This window comes from Ideonella paludis (assembly GCF_018069865.1).
Lineage (GTDB): Bacteria > Pseudomonadota > Gammaproteobacteria > Burkholderiales > Burkholderiaceae_C > Ideonella > Ideonella paludis.
The window spans coordinates 202,319-219,807 of record NZ_JAGQDG010000006.1; the positions used below are offsets into that span (position 1 = coordinate 202,319).

Annotated in this window: 7 protein-coding genes; 5 read left to right on the top strand and 2 right to left on the bottom strand. The window is 65.4% G+C overall.

The features are described from left to right. Positions 1-136: 136 nt before the first annotated feature. On the bottom strand, positions 137-1,162 hold the full coding sequence (locus KAK11_RS16235; protein ID WP_210810278.1) for an RNA methyltransferase: 1,026 nt from the start codon (positions 1,160-1,162) through the stop codon (positions 137-139). Between the two features lie 303 nt (positions 1,163-1,465). Here KAK11_RS16235 and KAK11_RS16240 point away from each other — a divergent pair, with 303 nt between their 5' ends. The 5 genes from KAK11_RS16240 to KAK11_RS16260 all read left to right on the top strand — a co-directional run bounded on the left by KAK11_RS16240 (position 1,466) and on the right by KAK11_RS16260 (position 16,718). After that, entirely contained in the window at positions 1,466-9,031 is a 7,566-nt protein-coding gene (locus KAK11_RS16240) for a two-partner secretion domain-containing protein (RefSeq protein WP_210810279.1), read from the top strand. Between the two features lie 148 nt (positions 9,032-9,179). Next, a complete protein-coding gene (locus KAK11_RS16245) occupies positions 9,180-10,724 on the top strand; it encodes a ShlB/FhaC/HecB family hemolysin secretion/activation protein (RefSeq protein WP_210810280.1) in 1,545 nt (514 codons plus the stop codon). A gap of 178 nt (positions 10,725-10,902) precedes the next feature. Continuing rightward, positions 10,903-12,786 carry an O-linked N-acetylglucosamine transferase, SPINDLY family protein gene (locus KAK11_RS16250; RefSeq protein WP_210810281.1) on the top strand — a complete coding sequence of 628 codons (1,884 nt, stop codon included), beginning with the start codon at positions 10,903-10,905 and terminating at the stop codon, positions 12,784-12,786. Between the two features lie 15 nt (positions 12,787-12,801). Beyond that, entirely contained in the window at positions 12,802-15,336 is a 2,535-nt protein-coding gene (locus tag KAK11_RS16255; RefSeq protein ID WP_210810283.1) for a type I secretion system permease/ATPase, read from the top strand. After that, the gene (locus KAK11_RS16260) at positions 15,333-16,718 is read left to right on the top strand and encodes an HlyD family type I secretion periplasmic adaptor subunit (RefSeq protein WP_210810284.1); all 1,386 of its coding nucleotides are present in this window, start codon (positions 15,333-15,335) and stop codon (positions 16,716-16,718) included. Before KAK11_RS16255 ends, KAK11_RS16260 begins: the two co-directional genes overlap by 4 nt. 53 nt (positions 16,719-16,771) lie before the next feature. Here KAK11_RS16260 and KAK11_RS16265 read toward each other — a convergent pair whose 3' ends face one another. Beyond that, positions 16,772-17,341: a transporter gene (locus tag KAK11_RS16265; protein ID WP_210810285.1), complete on the bottom strand. Its 570-nt coding sequence runs from the start codon at positions 17,339-17,341 to the stop codon at positions 16,772-16,774. Positions 17,342-17,489: the final 148 nt, after the last annotated feature.

A 17,489-nucleotide genomic window follows, 5' to 3' on the forward strand; every position in this document is an offset into this window, starting at 1 on the left:
GCGCGAGCAAAACCACTTGCCCCGGCGCGGATGGCTTCTGAGAACTGGCCATCTCCCTTCGGTATCGGCAGATTACCCGCAGGCGTAAATCGTGATCGGTCTTGGCAGCGTCAAAAAACAGTGCTTTTGCGCCAGCTCAAAGCACCCTGATGGGTATCACGCCAGCACTCGGCAACTGCCGTGCCCGCAATTGGCCGCAACCACCGTCCACATCCTGCCCCGCCGAGTGACGCAGCTTGGTCAAGATGCCGCGCTGGTGCAGGGTGCGGGCCATCGCCGCGGCCTTCTCCCAGGCTGGGCGGCGGTAAGGCAGCTCTGGCACGCTGTTGTAGGGAATCAGGTTGAGCACCGCATAGCGGCCACTGAGCAGCCGGGTGATGCCTTCCACCTCTTCGGGCGTGTCATTGACGCCGTCAATCAGCGTCCATTGCACCTGCACGGGGTAGCCCGTGGCGCGGCCGTAGTCATCGGCCCGCTCCACCAGCTCTTCTGGGCTGAGGCGCGGGGCACGGGGCAGCAGCTCGGCCCGCAAATCAGCCCGGCTGGTGTGCAGCGAGAGCGCCAGGGCCGGCTTGACGATGCCCAGCGGCAGGCGCTCAAAAGCACGCTCATCGCCCACCGTTGAGAACACCAAATTCTTGTGGCCGATATTGCCCAGCGTGCCCAAGAACTCAATGGCCTCCAGCACATTGTCCAGGTTGTGAGCGGGCTCGCCCATGCCCATGAAAACCACCTTGCTGACCGCCCGGCGGCGGCGGGCCAGCACCACTTGGGCCACGATCTCGGCGCTGCCCACCTGTGCGATCAGGCCGTCTTTGCCCGTCATGCAAAAGCGGCAGCCCACCGCGCAGCCGACTTGGGTGGACACGCACAAGCCGCCGCGCGGCAGCAGCACGCTCTCCACCGTTTGGCCAGAGGCCAGCGCCACCAGCAGGCGCTCGCCATCTTCACCGGGGTGGACAGAGTGCAAGCGCGCCAAGCCCTCCCACTCGGCCAGCAAGCCAGGCAGGGCTTGGAACACCGCCTTGGGCAAAAAGGTCTGCAAGGGCTTCTTGGCCGATTCCATCGGCAAGGCCTGCACCCAGGGGCGCAGCAAACGCTGTTCGTGCACAGGGGCAGCGCCCAGGTCGGCCAGTCGGCGGCGGATATCGGCGAGTCGCATGGTGGCGGGCAATGTGCGGACGGTGTGTCGCGCGTTTGGAGGACGGCGCCGGGCCGCCGTGGTGCTCATCGAGCAGCAGTCGAAACGTGAATTATCCCCTGCGTCACGGCTTTTGAGCGGCGTAAGCCCGCCCGCGCCTTGGCATGCACTCAACTCGGCGGCGGGCCCTACCGAAGATAGCGATACCCCGGACTAAGGTCGACTCTCTGGCCTCGGTGCTGGGCTTGGCGCTGGCTTCAACCATGGCACCGCAATGACCTTGCTTGCAATGCAAACCTGTTGCCGGGACAGGAAACCGTACACATGAATGTCAAGTGCTTTAAGAAGGTGTTTTCTCGCCGAACCGGGTGCTGGGTGGCGGTCGCAGAACACGTCATTGGGATCGCTGGTTCACAGGCGTCGGGGCAGTCCGCTGCGCCCAGCAGCGCGCAGCGGTGCGCGTCTTTTGTGGGCGCCTTGACGGCGGCTTGCCTGTGCTGCCAGATCGCCTGGGCTCAAGGCCTGCCCACCGGCGCGTCGGTCCAGCATGGGCAGGTCGTGGTCGGCCAGAGCAGCCCCACGCGGCTGAATATCGTGCAGGGCAGCGACAAAGCCATCGTGAACTGGCAGAGTTTCAACATTGCTGCAGGCTCGCGCGTAGAGGTTCAGCAGCCTTCGACCACCTCCGTCCTGCTCAACCGCGTGGTCGGCGCTGAGGCCAGCACCATCTTGGGGCAACTCCAGGCCAATGGCCGGGTGGTGCTGGTCAATCCCAACGGCGTGTTCTTTGGCAAAGACGGCAGTGTCAGCGCCACCGGCTTTACGGCCAGCACCTTGGGCCTCACGGACGCCAGCTTTCTCTCCGGTGAGATGCGCTTTGAGCAACAGGGCAAGCCCGCTGAACTGCGCAACCAAGGCCTGATCAAGACCCAGGGCGGCTATGTGGCCTTGCTGGGGGCCAGCGTCAGCAATGAGGGGCGCATTGAGACCCAGGGAGGGGCCGCACTCCTGGCTGCCGCGCAGGCGATTCACCTGCCCTTGAGCCACAGCGGCCGCATCAAGCTGGCCATTACCCCAGCGCAGCTCCAGGCACAGGTGGCCAACAGCCCCACGGGCACCATCGTCACGCAAGGCGGGCAGGTGTATATGCAGGCGGCTGCCCTTCAAAATGCGGTGGCCCGCATTGTGCAAAGCGGCGGTATCGACACCTCGGCGGCACAAGCCGGGGCGGTGCATTTGCTGGCCGACAGCGGGGAGATTCGGGTCGATGGCCACATCAGGGCCGTCAGTGCAAGGGGCGACTCGACCCGCACAGCCCCCGCCGGGGGAGACATCTACATCGGGCGCGACAAGGAGACCCAGGTCCTGGCCGCTCACACCGATGTCAGCGGCGCCCACCTGGCCAGCCCCGGCGGCTTGGTCGAAACCTCAGGGCGCCACCTCATCACGGGCCAGACCCAGGTGAACGCGGGCACGTGGTTGCTTGACCCGGACAACATCGACATCACCAACGCCGCAACGCCCACGACTGGCTACTCCAAAGTCTCAGCGACAGACGTATCCAACGCTCTGAATGCCGGGGCCAACGTGGTGATCCACACCACCAACGGCGTCAGCACCTCTGCCAGCAGCGTCCCCTACACCGCCGCCAACCCGGGCGAAGGCAATATCTTGGTGTCCTCAGCCATCACCAAAACCAGCGGCAGCGATGCCAGCCTGAGCCTCACCGCCGACAACGGCCTGACGGTCAATGCCAACATCACAGCCACCGGGGGCTCCACCGGCACGCTCAACATCAACCTGACCGCGAATGGACAGACCTACGGCAAGCCCGTGGGCACCATGAGCGCCGCCGAGCGGGCCTTGAGCCGAGGCCTGTTCATCAACGGTGCCACGCTGTCTGCGAAGGGCGGAGACATCGTCTTGAGTGGCACCACCTATGCCAGCACCAGCGGCAATGCCAATGCTGGCCCCACTAACGCGGTGGGCAAGGGCATCCAAATCCACAACGCGGCCACGCTGACCGCCCGCGACATCCTGATCACCGGTGTGGCCGAAAACCAAGCTGGTGAGAGCAGCACGCCGCTGCTGATCCAGCGCTACCCCTCGGTCTCCACCTTCACCGCCAGCCGCGACATCACGCTGACCGGCACGCTCAAGGGCGCAGGCAGCGGGCCAGCGATCAGCTTGGCTGAGAGCGGCTGGGGGTCTCAGGCGGTCAGCATGACAGCGGGCAGAAACCTCACCCTGCGGGGCAACAGCCGAGCTTCCAGCAGCAACACCTCCAACACCATTTACGTGGGCTCAGGCTTGCAAGCCCGCGCGGTGGGCCATGTGGTCGTGCAGGCTGAAGCCCTCAACCCCAGCGTCACCGCCATTTACTTCTACTCCAACCCCACCACCATGAACGGTGGGCTCAATGGCAATGTCAGCCTGCGCTCCATCGACGGGACTGGTGCGGCCAGTGCTGACGTGCTGGTCCAGGCCAACCGCGGTGGCATCCATTTCAACAACCTGTATCCAGGCACCCTCTCCAAGGCCGTCACCGGGCGCAACATCACCCTCGACAACACCGGCGCGGGCATGGCCATCGGCGCGGGGACGGCCGTCATTGGCAGTGGTGGCACAAGCGGTGCCTCCATCGCCAACGGCGGCAGCATTGACCCAGGGACAGGCGCCATCACCAAGGGCAACGGGGCCGCGCAAGGCACCACAGGCATCAACCTGGCCGACAGCCGAGGCTTCACCGCCAGCGGCTATTTGCACGTTCTGGGCGTGACGGCATCCCCCTCCAATTCACCAACGGGCTGGATGGGTGCAAGCCTCTCCGGCCTGATCCAGGCTGGCAATTTCAGCCTCCAAGGTGAAGCCGCGCCCACCGGCTGGAACAACTCGGCCACCGGCCTGCGCTTGGTCAACGGCACCCAGATTGCAGGCACCAGTGCCTCAGGCAGCAACTTGCTCAAAGGAAGTTACGCGCCCACGCAATATGGCTCCAGCAGTGCCCTGCTGGTCGGCGAGAACAGCTCCGCCACCGTCACCCTCGGCAGCGCGAGCACACTGCGCATCGAAGGTGACAGCAGTGCCTATAGCGCCTATGTCAACAGCGGGCAAGTGGCCCGCGGCATCTTGACCCAGGGCACGGTCAACACCTCGGGCACAGTCAACTGGGTGGGCAGCTCCCGCTCCAGCGACGGCATCCTCAGCAGCGCCACCCTCCATCACAGCGGCGGTGCGCTCAGCTTCAGCGGCAGTACCTCCCCGTTGGGCATTGCCACCGGGTTCACCTCCAGCGGCATCACGCTGAATGGCGCACTGAACGTCGCCGATGGCAGCTCGGTCAGCATGGAGGGCAGCTATACCGGGCGGGCGACGAACGCCGGGGCGGCCCACGGCCTGAAGCTCGTTGGCGCCATCACCAGCAGCGCGGGCAGCCCAGGCACGCTGTCCTTGACCGGCACAGCAGCAGCCATTGCCAACAGTGCCACCAATGAGGTGGGCCTGTCCGTCGGCGCTTTGTCGGGCTGGGGTGACACCCGGCTGTTGGCGCAAAACCCCATGGGCTCAAGCGGCGCGGCCTTGATCACCACCGGCGCGATTGATGTGGGCAGCCGTGGGCTTCAAGTACTCGCCAATGGAGGTCAGATTCTCCAAAACGGCGGCACCACCTGGACGGCAGGTCAAGTCACGGTTGACAACAGCGGCGCAGGGCGCACCAGCTTGATCGCCGACGCCAGCAGCAGCTCCGCGCCGATCAGCCTGGGTCAGGCCTATGGCGGCAGCCTTGCGGCGGGCCAGGCCATTGCCTTGGGCTCGGGGCTCAGCTTGGGCAACGGCGTGGTCTTGGCCGGCACGGTGGCCGCATCTGGCACGGTCGATGTGGCGGGCGCCTCTGCGTCCGGCAGTGCAGCCAGCAATGGGCTCTATGCCTCGGGCACGCTCAGCAGCAGTGGCGGTGACATCCGACTCACCGGCCATAACCAAGTCGGCGCAGGCGTCACGCTGCAAGGCCAGGTGACAGCCAGCAACAGCATCAGCATCAATGGCTCCTCCCACAGTGCGATCAGCACGTCCCAGGGCGTCGTCATTCAAGGCGCAGTGCAAGCCCTGACGGGCGACCTCAGCCTCGTGGGCAGCACCAACAGTGCGGTACAACGGGCGGTGGCCATCACCAACAATGGCGCGGTCAACGGGTCACTGGCGCTAGCAGGCAACGCGCGCCATCTGCTGATCCAGGCCGACACCCTGTTCATCAACAACGGCGCCAGCGTCAATGCAGGCGCGAGCGGCACCGTGAGCCTGGAGACCCTCAGCGGCAATGCGGTCGAGCTGGGCAGCGCAGACACCTTGAGCGCCAATCCCGCCTCCCGGGTGCTGGGCTTGGATCAAAGCGAGTTGAACCGCATCACGGCCGCGCAACTGGTCGTGGGTCAGGCCAGTGGCGGCCCCATCAAAGTGGCCAGCGCCGTGGCCAGCGCTGACAGCTCCGGGCACTTGACCCTGCGTTCTGGCGGCGCCATTGAGGTGGCGAGCGACCTCACCGTGGGAAGCACCGGCGGCAAGCACCTCAGCTTGGAGTCCCTGGCCGGGGCCGGCAGCATCAGTGCAGCGGGTGTGATTCGGGCCGATCAACTGAGACTGATCGCCACGGACGCCACGGCCGCCCTCGCTTCGACCCCTCACCTGGTCAACACCTTGTCCGCCCAAGTCAAGTCACTGGACTTCCGCAACGGCCAAGCCCTCACGGTCGGCACAGCCCTGGGGGCTGAGGGCATCACCGCCCGTGACGGCGTCAAGGTGGTGACCACCTCGGGGGACTTGTTCCTCGACAAGGCCGTCACCAATATCTTGAGCGGGCAGGTCGTACTGGGCGCGGGGGTCGCATCGGCGGCTGGCGATGGCAGCGGCGGCGACATCAAGACGCAGGCGGGCGCCGCGGTCAGCAATGGTGGCAGGGCGGTGCGGCTCTACACCGGCTCCACCGTCGGCACGGGCAACCTGGGGATGGTGAGCTCGGCGCTTGACACTCTGTTCTACGCTGGCAGCAGCCAAGCGCACAACGCCGCTTTCCTGCGAAGCGAAGGGGACAGCATCGCTTCAGGGCCGCCCATCCAGGTGCTGTTTCGTCAGGCAAATGCGCCGACGGTCACGGGGGCGCTGAACGGCGTGGCCCTCGAGCGCCCCTACAACGGATTGACGCTGCAAGCCAACGCCGATCTGAGCACGCTGCATGCCGCGCTGAAGGCGGCGCCAGGCAATAGCGGCCATTTCTCTGTCGCCGTGGGGGCCAATGACTTCGGCATCGCCAAGGCCGACGTGATTGATCAGTTGGCCTTGGACGCCTCGACGCAGGCCCTGAGAAACGTGAAGCGCGGTGGCCAACAAGCGCCAGAAGCGTATGCGCTGGGCTGGGACACCAGCCTCCTGCCCGCACTGGGTTTCGCCTTCACGGCCCAGGGCGCGCCCAGCAGCACCCTGATGCTGACGCCCAAGGCGGCCAGCATCACCGGCATAGCCACCACACTGACCTACAACGGGCAGAGCCAGTCTCAGCAGCCCGCGCAGTTGTCCGGCTTCTTGCAGGCCGATCTGAATGCCGGCACCGTCGCCGCCACAGGCTTGGCCACCGGCCGCAATGCGGGCAGCTACAGCTCTAACTTGGCGGTCACCGGCGCCGATGCTCAAAACTACGCTGTCACGGTCCACAACGCCGATTTGGTGATCGCCAAAAAAGCCGCCAGCATCACCGGTGTGGCCACCACGCTCACCTACAACGGCCAGAGCCAAACCCAAAGTGAAGCCGTGCTCTCCGGCTTTGTGGCCGCGGATGTGAACGCCGGCACCGTCGCCGCCACGGGCTTGGCCAGCGGCCGCAACGCGGGCAGCTACAGCTCTAACCTGGCGGTCACCGGCGCCGATGCCCAGAACTACGCTGTAACGGTCAATAACGCCGATTTGGTGATCGCCAAAAAGGCCGCCACCATCACCGGTGTGGCCACCACGCTGACCTACAACGGCCAGAGCCAAACCCAAAGTGAAGCCGTGCTCTCGGGTTTTGTGGCCGCGGATGTGAATGCCGGCACCGTCGCCGCCACGGGCTTGGCCAGCGGCCGCAATGCCGGCAGCTACAGCTCCAACTTGGGCGCCACCGGCGCCGATGCCCAGAACTACGCCGTCACGGTGAACAACGCCGATTTGGTGATCGCCAAAAAGGCCGCCAGCATCACCGGTGTGGCCACCACGCTGACCTACAACGGCCAGACCCAAACCCAAAGTGAAGCCCTGCTCTCGGGCTTTGTGGCTGCGGATGTGAACGCCGGCACCGTCGCCGCCACGGGCCTGGCCAGCGGCCGCAATGCCGGCAGCTACAGCTCCAGCTTGAGCGCCACTGGCGCCGATGCCCAGAACTACAGCGTCACGGTGAACAACGCCGATTTGGTGATCGCCAAAAAGGCCGCCAGCATCACAGGCGTTGCCACCACGCTCACCTACAACGGCCAGAGCCAAACCCAAAGTGAAGCCCTGCTCTCGGGCTTTGTGGCTGCGGATGTGAACGCCGGCACCGTCGCCGCCACGGGCTTGGCCAGCGGCCGCAATGCCGGCAGCTACAGCTCCAACTTGAGCGCCACTGGCGCCGATGCCCAGAACTACGCCGTCACGGTGAACAACGCCGATTTGGTGATCGCCAAAAAGGCCGCCAGCATCACCGGTGTGGCCACCACGCTCACCTACAACGGCCAGAGCCAAACCCAAAGTGAAGCCGTGCTCTCGGGCTTTGTGGCCGCGGATGTGAACGCCGGCACCGTCGCCGCCACGGGCTTGGCCAGCGGCCGCAATGCCGGCAGCTACAGCTCCAACTTGAGCGCCACTGGCGCCGATGCCCAGAACTACACCGTCACGGTGAACAACGCCGATTTGGTGATCGCCAAAAAGGCCGCCAGCGTCACCGGTGTGGCCACCACGCTGACCTACAACGGCCAGAGCCAAACCCAAAGTGAAGCCGTGCTCTCGGGCTTTGTGGCTGCGGATGTGAACGCCGGCACCGTCGCTGCCACGGGCCTGGCCAGCGGCCGCAATGCGGGCAGCTACAGCTCTAACTTGGCGGTCACCGGCGCCGATGCTCAAAACTACGCTGTCACGGTCAATAACGCCGATTTGGTGATCGCCAAAAAGGCCGCCAGCATCACCGGTGTGGCCACCACGCTCACTTACAACGGCCAGAGCCAAACCCAAAGTGAAGCCGTGCTCTCGGGCTTTGTGGCCGCGGATGTGAATGCCGGCACCGTCGCTGCCACTGGCTTGGCCAGCGGCCGCAATGCCGGCAGCTACAGCTCCAACCTTGTGGCCACTGGCGCCGATGCCCAGAACTACGCCGTCACGGTCCACAACGCCGATTTGGTGATTGCGCCCAAGCCCCTCAGCGTCACCGGAACAGTGCTGGCGGACAAGCCCTTTGACGGCTCCACCACGGCTTTGGTCTCGCAAGTGGGCCTTTTGCAGGGCGTGGTGGACGGAGAAACATTGACCCTATCGGCGCAAGCGAGATTTGCCGATACACAGGCAGGCATGGGCAAGCCGGTGACCGTCAACTTCAGCATCGCTGACGGTCCCAGCGGCATGGCCAGCAACTATGTTGTCAACCCCAGCTCCACTGTGATGCAGGCCACGATCATTCCTAGCGCCAAAAAGACCGATCCCACACCGGCATCGCGCATGAGCACCGGTGGAGGAACACGGGTTTGCATTGCCGGCGTTCCGCGCGGCGACAACGGCAAGCCAGGGGCAGCCAGCGAAGGCGATGGACAGTCCACGTCTTGCAAAGGCGGCCCAGAGTCGGTGAGCCAATCCACGCCCCCGTCAGGCCCATCGCTCCATGCGCAGGCCTCTTAACACCTCTCAGCTGAGGCCCGCAAAAGCCCTGGACGTGCCCCGCGTCGCGTGGAGGATCTGCGCCCTATCTGCAGCCCTGGCGGCCGCCCCTGCCCTGGCTCAATCTACCGTCGGTGACGTCCGCAGAGCCATTGAGGACAGCACGTCCTTGAGCCGCGCGCAGGGCACCGCCCAACACAGCAGGGCTGAACATCGCTCTGGCGTGGTCATCGTCAATCTGGCTGAGCTGGAGATTGAAGGCCACACCGTATTGGCCCAGTCCGCCCAAAGATACTGGCAGAAATTCCTTGGCAAACCCGTCCATCAAGAGGATCTGCAACAGTTCAGGTGGTGGCTGACGGAAGAAAGCAAACGAGAAGGGATGCTGGTGTTCGCGCAGGCCGCCAGCAAATTGACTCAAGATGGCAGGGAGGTCCTGATTTTGAACCTCACCACCCCGACCATTCATGCCGTCCATATTGAAGCGAACAATGACTCGCTCGATCAAGACGATCTCAAGGCCCTTGGCGATATTTTGTCCAAACAACTCTTGGTAGGCAGCCCCCTCGATGTTGGCAGCCTGGATCAACATTTAGATCGAGCCAGCTTTTATCTACCCCTCAATATAGAAGCCACTGTCAAGCCGGTGGGGCCAGAGTTGGTGGATGTCGTGATACACGTGAACGCTGTAGAGCGTCAATGGGGCGAGGTGCAGAATGTGCTGCTGCAAATCAACAATCACGGACTGAGGCAATTTGGAAAACCCCAAATCCTGGGGCGAGTATCCCTGGGTGGGTGGACCCCGCACGCCTCGGCACAACTCACAGCCTTGCTGTCGCAAGGTATTTCACACCTCTCTGCGGATTATGAATTTTTAACACCATTCTTGAGGGGTAGAGCACGTGTGTTCAGTGCCTACTCCGGCAGCCGCAGCATCCAGGGAGGCGATGCCTCCACCCAAGGCCGCACTCGGGAGCTGGGCTTGGGTCTCAGCCGCCAAGAGGCCCAGTGGCGGGACCTCACCATGCTCAGCAACACCGAGTTTGCCACCCGGCACAGCATGAACAGTTTGGTGGCCTCCAACGCGACCACGGGCGACATACGGGAAGACCAATGGCGATGGAGCCTCGCGCTGAGTAATGAACGCGTCCAACGCTTCCCGGTGGCCGCCAACGTCCAATTCGCCTCCGGACACCTCAGGGCTTTTGCGGGCGAGCCGCTGATCGAAGGCAGATACTACAAGGTGCAGGCGGGATTCAATATCAAGCATCCGCTGTCGGCCGACGGCCACTGGTACGGCCAATTGAAAGCTCAAGCGCAGCGAATCAGCCGAAGTGTGGACAGCTACAACAAGTTTTCCATCGGCGGACAGCAAGGGGTTCGAGCCTATACGAGCGCAGACGGGGTGGGCGACGAGGGTGCGGTCGGCTCCGTTGAACTCCATCACAAACTCGGCGACGGTTTGATCGCCGGCCTGTTTTATGACGCTGGCCGGATACGCCCCAGCAAGAATCAGTCATCCGCCTCATTTGAACAACCATACTCGCTCAAGGCGATGGGCGTTCAATGGATCAGCGCCTGGAAGTCTTGGCGTCTGACGGGGTATATCGCCAAAGGTCTGGGCACTTATAAAATGACCGAGGCACAAGCCTCTACTGCAGAATCAAAACCTGGCGCGCTGAGGGTTTCATTCGCCTTGTCCCTGCAGCTTTGATGGCGCCCAGCGTCATTTAACAATTCATCACCTCACCGGATTTGCAAGCAGTATTTGCAAATCCCTAAAGGCAACGCTGTGCCTGTGTGAGTGACTGAATTTGGGGACATTTGGGACGCTTTTCTGCGCATCATCCAAGGGGCGCTTGCCTAGCATCTGGGGAAAGCGAATTCTCCCCATGAGCACCACATCCACCCTTCCCGCCCCCGCCAGCACCCCTGCCAGCCCGGCCGCGCCGGACGCCCTGCAAGCGGCAGCGCTGCAGCGCGCCCGCGCCGGGCAGATGCCCCTCAATGAGCTGCTGGACTTGGCTCAGACCTGGCAGACCCAAGGTCAGGCGACCCAGGCCGTGCTGCTCTATGGCGAATGGCTGGCCCACAACGATGCGCCCTTGCGCCATGTGGCCTGCTTCAACCAAGGCACGCTGCTGGCGGCCTTGCAGCGCGACGATGAGGCGGAAACCGCTTACCGGCAAGCCCTGGCGCTCTACCCGAACTTTCAGCAGGCGCGCCTGAACCTGGGCCATGCGCTGGAGCGCAAAGGCCAGCCCGAAGAGGCCTTGGCGCAGTGGCAAGCTGTGGTGGACACCACGGCCGACACCCACCACGACGCCCTCACCCTGCGCCTGCATGCCTTGAACAATATGGCGCGGCTCACCGAGACCTTGCGCCGCTTTGACCACTCAGAAGCGCTGATGGTCAAGAGCCTGGGCCTCAAGGCCGCGCAGTTCGACGTGCTGCAGCATTACGTCCACATCCGCCAAAAGCAGTGTGAGTGGCCGGTGTGGCAGCCAGTGGCCCAAGTCACGCGCAACCAGTTGCTCTTGGGCACCTCGCCCTTGGCCATGCTGGGCGCCAGCGATGACCCGGCCTTGCAATTGCTGGCCGCACAGCGCTTTGTGCACGACCGCCTGCCCGCCCCGCCTGCCGTGCCCCTGCACAGCCTGGGGCCCAAGCGCGAGGGCAAGATCAAGATCGGCTACCTCAGCGGCGACCTCTGCCTGCATGCCGTCGGCCTGCTCACCCCTGAGCTGCTGGAGCTGCACGACCGCGAGCGCTTTGAGGTCTATGGTTTTTGCTGGAGCAAGGACGATGGCACGCCGCAGCGCGCGCGCCTGGTCAAAGCCTTAGATCACCATGTGCGCATTGGCCACCTCGACGACACCAGTGCCGCGCGGCTGATCACCAGCCTCGGCGTGGACATCCTCATCGACCTGCAAGGCCTGACCAACGGCGCGCGCCCCGGCATCTTGGTGCAGCGCCCAGCGCCTGTGCAGGTCAGCTACCTGGGCTTCCCCGGCACCTGCGGCATCCCCGGTGTGGACTACATCTTGTCCGACCGCTTTGTGCTGCCGCCCGAGCTGGAGCCCTTCCACACCGAGCGGCCCTTGCATGTGCCGCACTGCTATCAGGTCAGCGACCGGCAGCGCGAGATTGCCCCCCCACCCACGCGCGCCCAATATGGCCTGCCTGAGGACGCATTTGTCTACTGCTCCTTCAACAACACCTTTAAGTTCACCGAGGAGGTGTTCAACAGTTGGATGCGGGTGCTCAAGGCCGTGCCCAACAGTGTGCTGTGGCTGCTGGCGGACAACGACTGGGCTCGCGACAACATGCTGGCCTGCGCGCTGAGCCATGGCGTGACGGCCGAGCGCCTGATCTTTGCGCCGCGTGTCTCTCCCCCGGAGTATCTGGCCCGCTTTGCGCTGGCTGACTTGATGCTGGACACCTTCCCCTACAACGCCGGCACCACCGCCAGCGATGCGCTGTGGATGGGCCTGCCGATCTTGACGCTCTCCGGCCGCAGCTACATCTCGCGCATGGCCGGCAGCTTGCTCACCGCCGCCGGCCTGCCCGACCTGATCACGCACACCTTGGCGCACTACGAGCGCAGCGCCATTCGCCTGGGGCAAAACCCGGGCCGCATCACCTCGCTCAAGCGCTATCTGGCCGAGCATGGGCGCAGCTCAGCGCTGTTCGACATGCCCGCCCGCGTGCGCGACATCGAAGACGCCCTGCTGCCCCTGGCCCAAGCCGCCCGGCAAGCTGCCTCCCCGGTTTAATCAGGACGAGCAGTAGTGCAAGACTGGGACATCCCTGACCTGTCGGACCCTGGCGACGCCGACGGCGGCGCGCCGGGCGCGGCCGAGCCCCTGGGCGCAGCGCCCCCGAGGGCGCCTGCTGCGGCACCCGCGGTGTCAGCCCCCGTGGCGGCTGCCCCGGCGCGGCCCGTGCCCACCCTGCCGCCAGAGGACGCGCTGCCCCCAGCCGCGGCCGCCCCTGCTCGCAGCGCAGCGCCGGCCACCGCCGCCGCCGCGCCGCGGGTCGCACCACCCCAGCAAGCCACGCCACCGCCGCCTGAGCCGCCGGCCCCACCGGCCTCCAGCGTGCCGCTGTGGCAGCCTGCCGCCGACATGCCCGATGGCCCCGAGGCCGACGCGCTGCTGCAAGCCTGCCTCTGGATGACCCGCCACCATGGCCGCGAGCGCTCCGCCGCGTCCTTGCTGGCGGGCGTGCCGCTGCGGGGCGGCCTGCAACCCGACCAAGCGGTGCGCGTGCTGCAAGAAGCGGGCTATCACGCCCAGTTGCTGGCGCGGCCCTTGCAAGACCTCTCCAACCTGCTGCTGCCCGTCATCGCCTTGTTGCGCGATGGAGACGCATGCGTCATCACCCGCCGCATCTTCTCGCCCGATGGCGGCGACACCCATTACGAAATCGTCCTGGCCGGGGCCAGCGGCGCCACTTGCGTGGTGCCCGAGGCCGAGTTGCTGGACGAATACCTTGGCCATGTGCTGGCCGCCGCCCCGCGCCTGAGCCAACAAGCCCGGCGCGACCAGCCCGATGCCCTGATCGAGCCCGGCAGCCATTGGCTCTGGGGCACGCTGCGCCGCTTTGGGCCTTACTACCGCTCCGCCATGCTGGCCGCCCTGGTCAGCAATGTGATGATGATGGTGGGCGGCCTGGTGACCTCGGTGGTGTTTGACAAGGTCATCCCCCACCAAGCCTTTGTCACGCTGTGGACGCTGGCCGCCGGTGCCGCCTTGGCTTTGCTGCTGGACCTGGCCGCCAAGCAGATCCGCGCCCACTTGATCGACCTCTCAGGCCGCAAGGCCGACCTCATCATCGGCTCGCTGCTGTTCCGCCAGACCCTGGGCGTGCGCATGGAGCACCGGCCGCAATCGTCCGGCGGCTATGCCCACCACCTGGCGCAGATTGAGACAGTGCGCGACTTCTTCACCTCGGCCACGCTGGCCACGCTGTCCGACCTGCCCTTCATCGCCCTCTTTGTGGCCATGACCTTCATGATCGGCGGGCCGCTGGGCTGGGTGCTGCTGCTGTCCATCCCGGTCATCCTCATCATCGTGGCCGTCATCCAAGGCTCGCTGCGCCGCTCCATGCGGGCCAACCTCAACCACCAGACCGACCTGCAAGCCGTGCTGGTGGAAACGGTGGAAGGCCTGGAAGACCTCAAGGCCAGTGGTGCCCAAGGCCGCTTCCTGCACCGCTATGAAACTGCTACAGCCCAGGCCGCGGCGTCTTCGCTGCAGGCCCGCTCCATCTCCAGTTGGAGCAACAACCTCAGCAGCGCGGCCCAGCAGGCCGTGACCCTGATCATGCTGGTCTGGGGGGTGTACCTCATCCGCGACGGCATCATCACCGCCGGTGCCTTGATCGGCGCCGTGATGTTCGCCGGTCGCGCCATCGCGCCGCTGGGCAGTGTGGTCTCGCTGGCCGTGCGCTACCAAGGCGCCAAGGCGGCGATGCAGGCGCTCGACCGGCTGATGCAAATGCCAGTGGAGCGCGACGAGCAGCGTGCCTATGTGGCCCGCCCGCGCCTCAAAGGCGGCCTGGCCCTGCGCCATGCCAGCTTTGCCTACCCCCCCACCGGGCACGACTTGGCCCCCACGGTGCTGCAAGACATCGAGCTGACCATCAACCCCGGCGACCGCGTCGCCATCTTGGGCCGCATCGGCAGTGGCAAATCGACCCTGCTGCGCCTGTTGGCCGGGCTGTATCAGCCCACCCAAGGCCGGGTGGAGGTGGACGGCATTGACCTGCGCCAGATCGACCCCGCCGACTTCCGCGCCAAGGTCGGCTTTGTCACCCAAGAGCCGCGCCTCTTTGGCGGCAGCTTGCGCGAGAACGTGCTGCTAGACCGCAGCGCCGCCGAGGCCCACCACCTGCCCACCGTGGCCCAGCTCACCGGCCTGGACCGCTTGGTGGCCAGCCACCCCATGGGCTGGGACTTGCCCGTGGGTGAACGCGGCGCCCTGCTCTCGGGCGGCCAGCGGCAACTGGTGGCGCTGGCGCGCTGCCTCATCACCTCGCCGCAGATCTTGCTGATGGACGAGCCCACCAGCTCCATGGACGCGCAAACCGAGATCGCCTTCCTCTCGCGCCTCAAGAGCGTGGTCGGCCAACGCACGCTGGTGGCCGTGACCCACCGCCCCGCTGTGCTAGAGCTGGTCACACGGCTGATCGTGGTGGACAACGGCCGCATCCTGATGGACGGGCCTAAGGCCCAGGTCTTAGCGGCGCTCTCGGGCCAGGCCCCGCACCCGGCCGCTGCGGCAAAGGCGCAGGCGGCCCAGGCCGCAGGAGCCGGCGCATGAGCAAAGAAAAGCGTTGGCGTGCCGTGCTGTCGGGCCGGGCCGACGGCGTGGTGGGCGGCGGCGGTGCCATGGCGCCGCCCAGCAGCCGCCCCCTGCATGTCGCCTCCTCTGCCGCGCCGCCCAAGGCGCGTTGGCGCTTCTGGCCGTTGGGCAGCTCAAGCGGCGCCCGCCGCCACCGCCCGGTGCGGGAAGAAGACCTGAAGTTTCTGGATGCCGTCAAAGCCGCGCAGCAAGTGCATGCGCGCCCCGGCGCCAATGCCGCGCTTTACCTGATCGTGGTGGGCGTGGCCGCCATCACGCTGTGGGCGGCGATGACCCAGGTCGAGCAGATCACCCGCACCGAAGCCCGCGTGGTGCCGGAAGGGCGTGAGCAAGTCATCTCCAGCCTGGAGGGCGGCATCCTGCGCGAGCTGATGGTGCGTGAAGGCGCCCAGGTCACCGCGGGCCAGCCTTTGGCGCGGCTGGACCCGACGCGCTTTGAATCGCAGCAGAGCGAGGGGGCGTCACGCGTGCTGTCTCTCAAAGCGACGTTAGCAAGGCTGCGGGCCGAGGCAGATGGCCGCGCTTTAAGCTTCCCTGCCGACGTGGCCCGCGAGGCCAAGCTGGTGGCCGCCGAAACGGACGCCTACACCGCCCGCCGCCGCTTGCTGGCCGAAGCCATCGGCGCCAACCAAACCAGCATTGCCCTGGTGCAGCGCGAGCTGAACGTGGCCCAGCACATGAGCGAGCGCGGCCTGATGTCAGATGTGGAAGTGATGCGCCTGAAGCGCCAGATCAATGACATGCGCCAGCAGTCGCTGGAGCGCGCCAACCGCTTTCGCCAAGAGGCCAGCACCGAGCTGCTCAAGGTGCAGGCGGAGCTGGCGCAGTTGGAAGAACAAATGGTGGCCCGTGAAGACGTGGTCAAGCGCACGGTGCTCAACTCGCCCGTGGATGGCCTGGTCAAGAACATCCGCGCCAACACCTTGGGCGGCGTGGTGGGGCCGGGCGCGCCCATCATGGAGATCGTGCCCAAAACCGCGCGCTTGCTGGTCGAGGCCAAGGTCAAGCCTGCAGACATCGGCTTTGTGCGGGTGGGCCAAACCGCCACCATGAAGCTCTCGGCCTATGAGTTCAACCTCTATGGCGGCCTGACCGGCACCGTCGAGTCCATCAGCCCTGACGCTCTGGGCGAGCCCGACAAACCCGGCGGCGGGCCCGATGCCACCTGGTTCCGCGCCCTGGTCAGCATCGACACCTCCACCCTGCGAGCCCAAGGTAAGGAGCTGCCGGTGATCCCCGGCATGACCGGCACGGTGGAGATCAACACCGGCCAGCGCAGCGTGCTGGACTTTGTGCTGCGGCCGCTGCTCAAGGCCAAAGAGGCCTTCAGAGAACGCTGAGGCCACAAAAAAGGCTCCCGAAGGAGCCTTTCGCAAGCCTGGGCGGGGGCCGCTCAGAAGTAGTAGTTCAGGCCCACCGAGAAGTGGGTGCCGTCGATGGACTGGCTGCCCAAGGTGTAGCTCTCGTTGGTCCAACGCAGGCTCACACCCACCTTGCCAAACAAGTACTCGCCATCAACGATCAGGCCCTTCTTGCCCTTGGGGCTGAATTCACCGACCTGTGACGCTGCGCCGCTGGACGACACATTGGCCGCAAAAGGCACCCGCACCCCAAAGCCAATGCGAGCCTTCGGGTTCAGGTTGTACTTGGCCATGAGCTCCACCGGAAAGCGCTGGAAAGTGACCCGGCCGTTCTTGGCATTGGTGGTGTAGAGGTGGTAGCCCAGGCTGCCCACGACCGACCAGTCTTCATCCACGCGGTAGTCCAGGCCACCCTTGAACTGCACGCCGTCACCGGCCTTCATGTCTTGGGTAGAGCCATCGGTGTAGCGGATATTGGCCAGGGTGTCACCACCGCTGCCCAAGTCCAAACCCACAAAACCGCGCACCTGGCCCGGTTCGGCCGCCAGAGCGGCGCCACTCAGGGCGGCCAAGGCCACAGCGGCCAGCGTTGTCTTGAACATGTTGTGATCCTTTTTGTGCGACATGAAAGGCCTCCTCTCGAGGCGGTGCGCAATTCTAGGAGCCGCCAGCAGCCGCCCCACCCCAGGGGCTGCGCCGGAGTTGGCAATCCGCCACGCCTTTCAAAAGCGCTGGCCGCAGGCCTGCAGC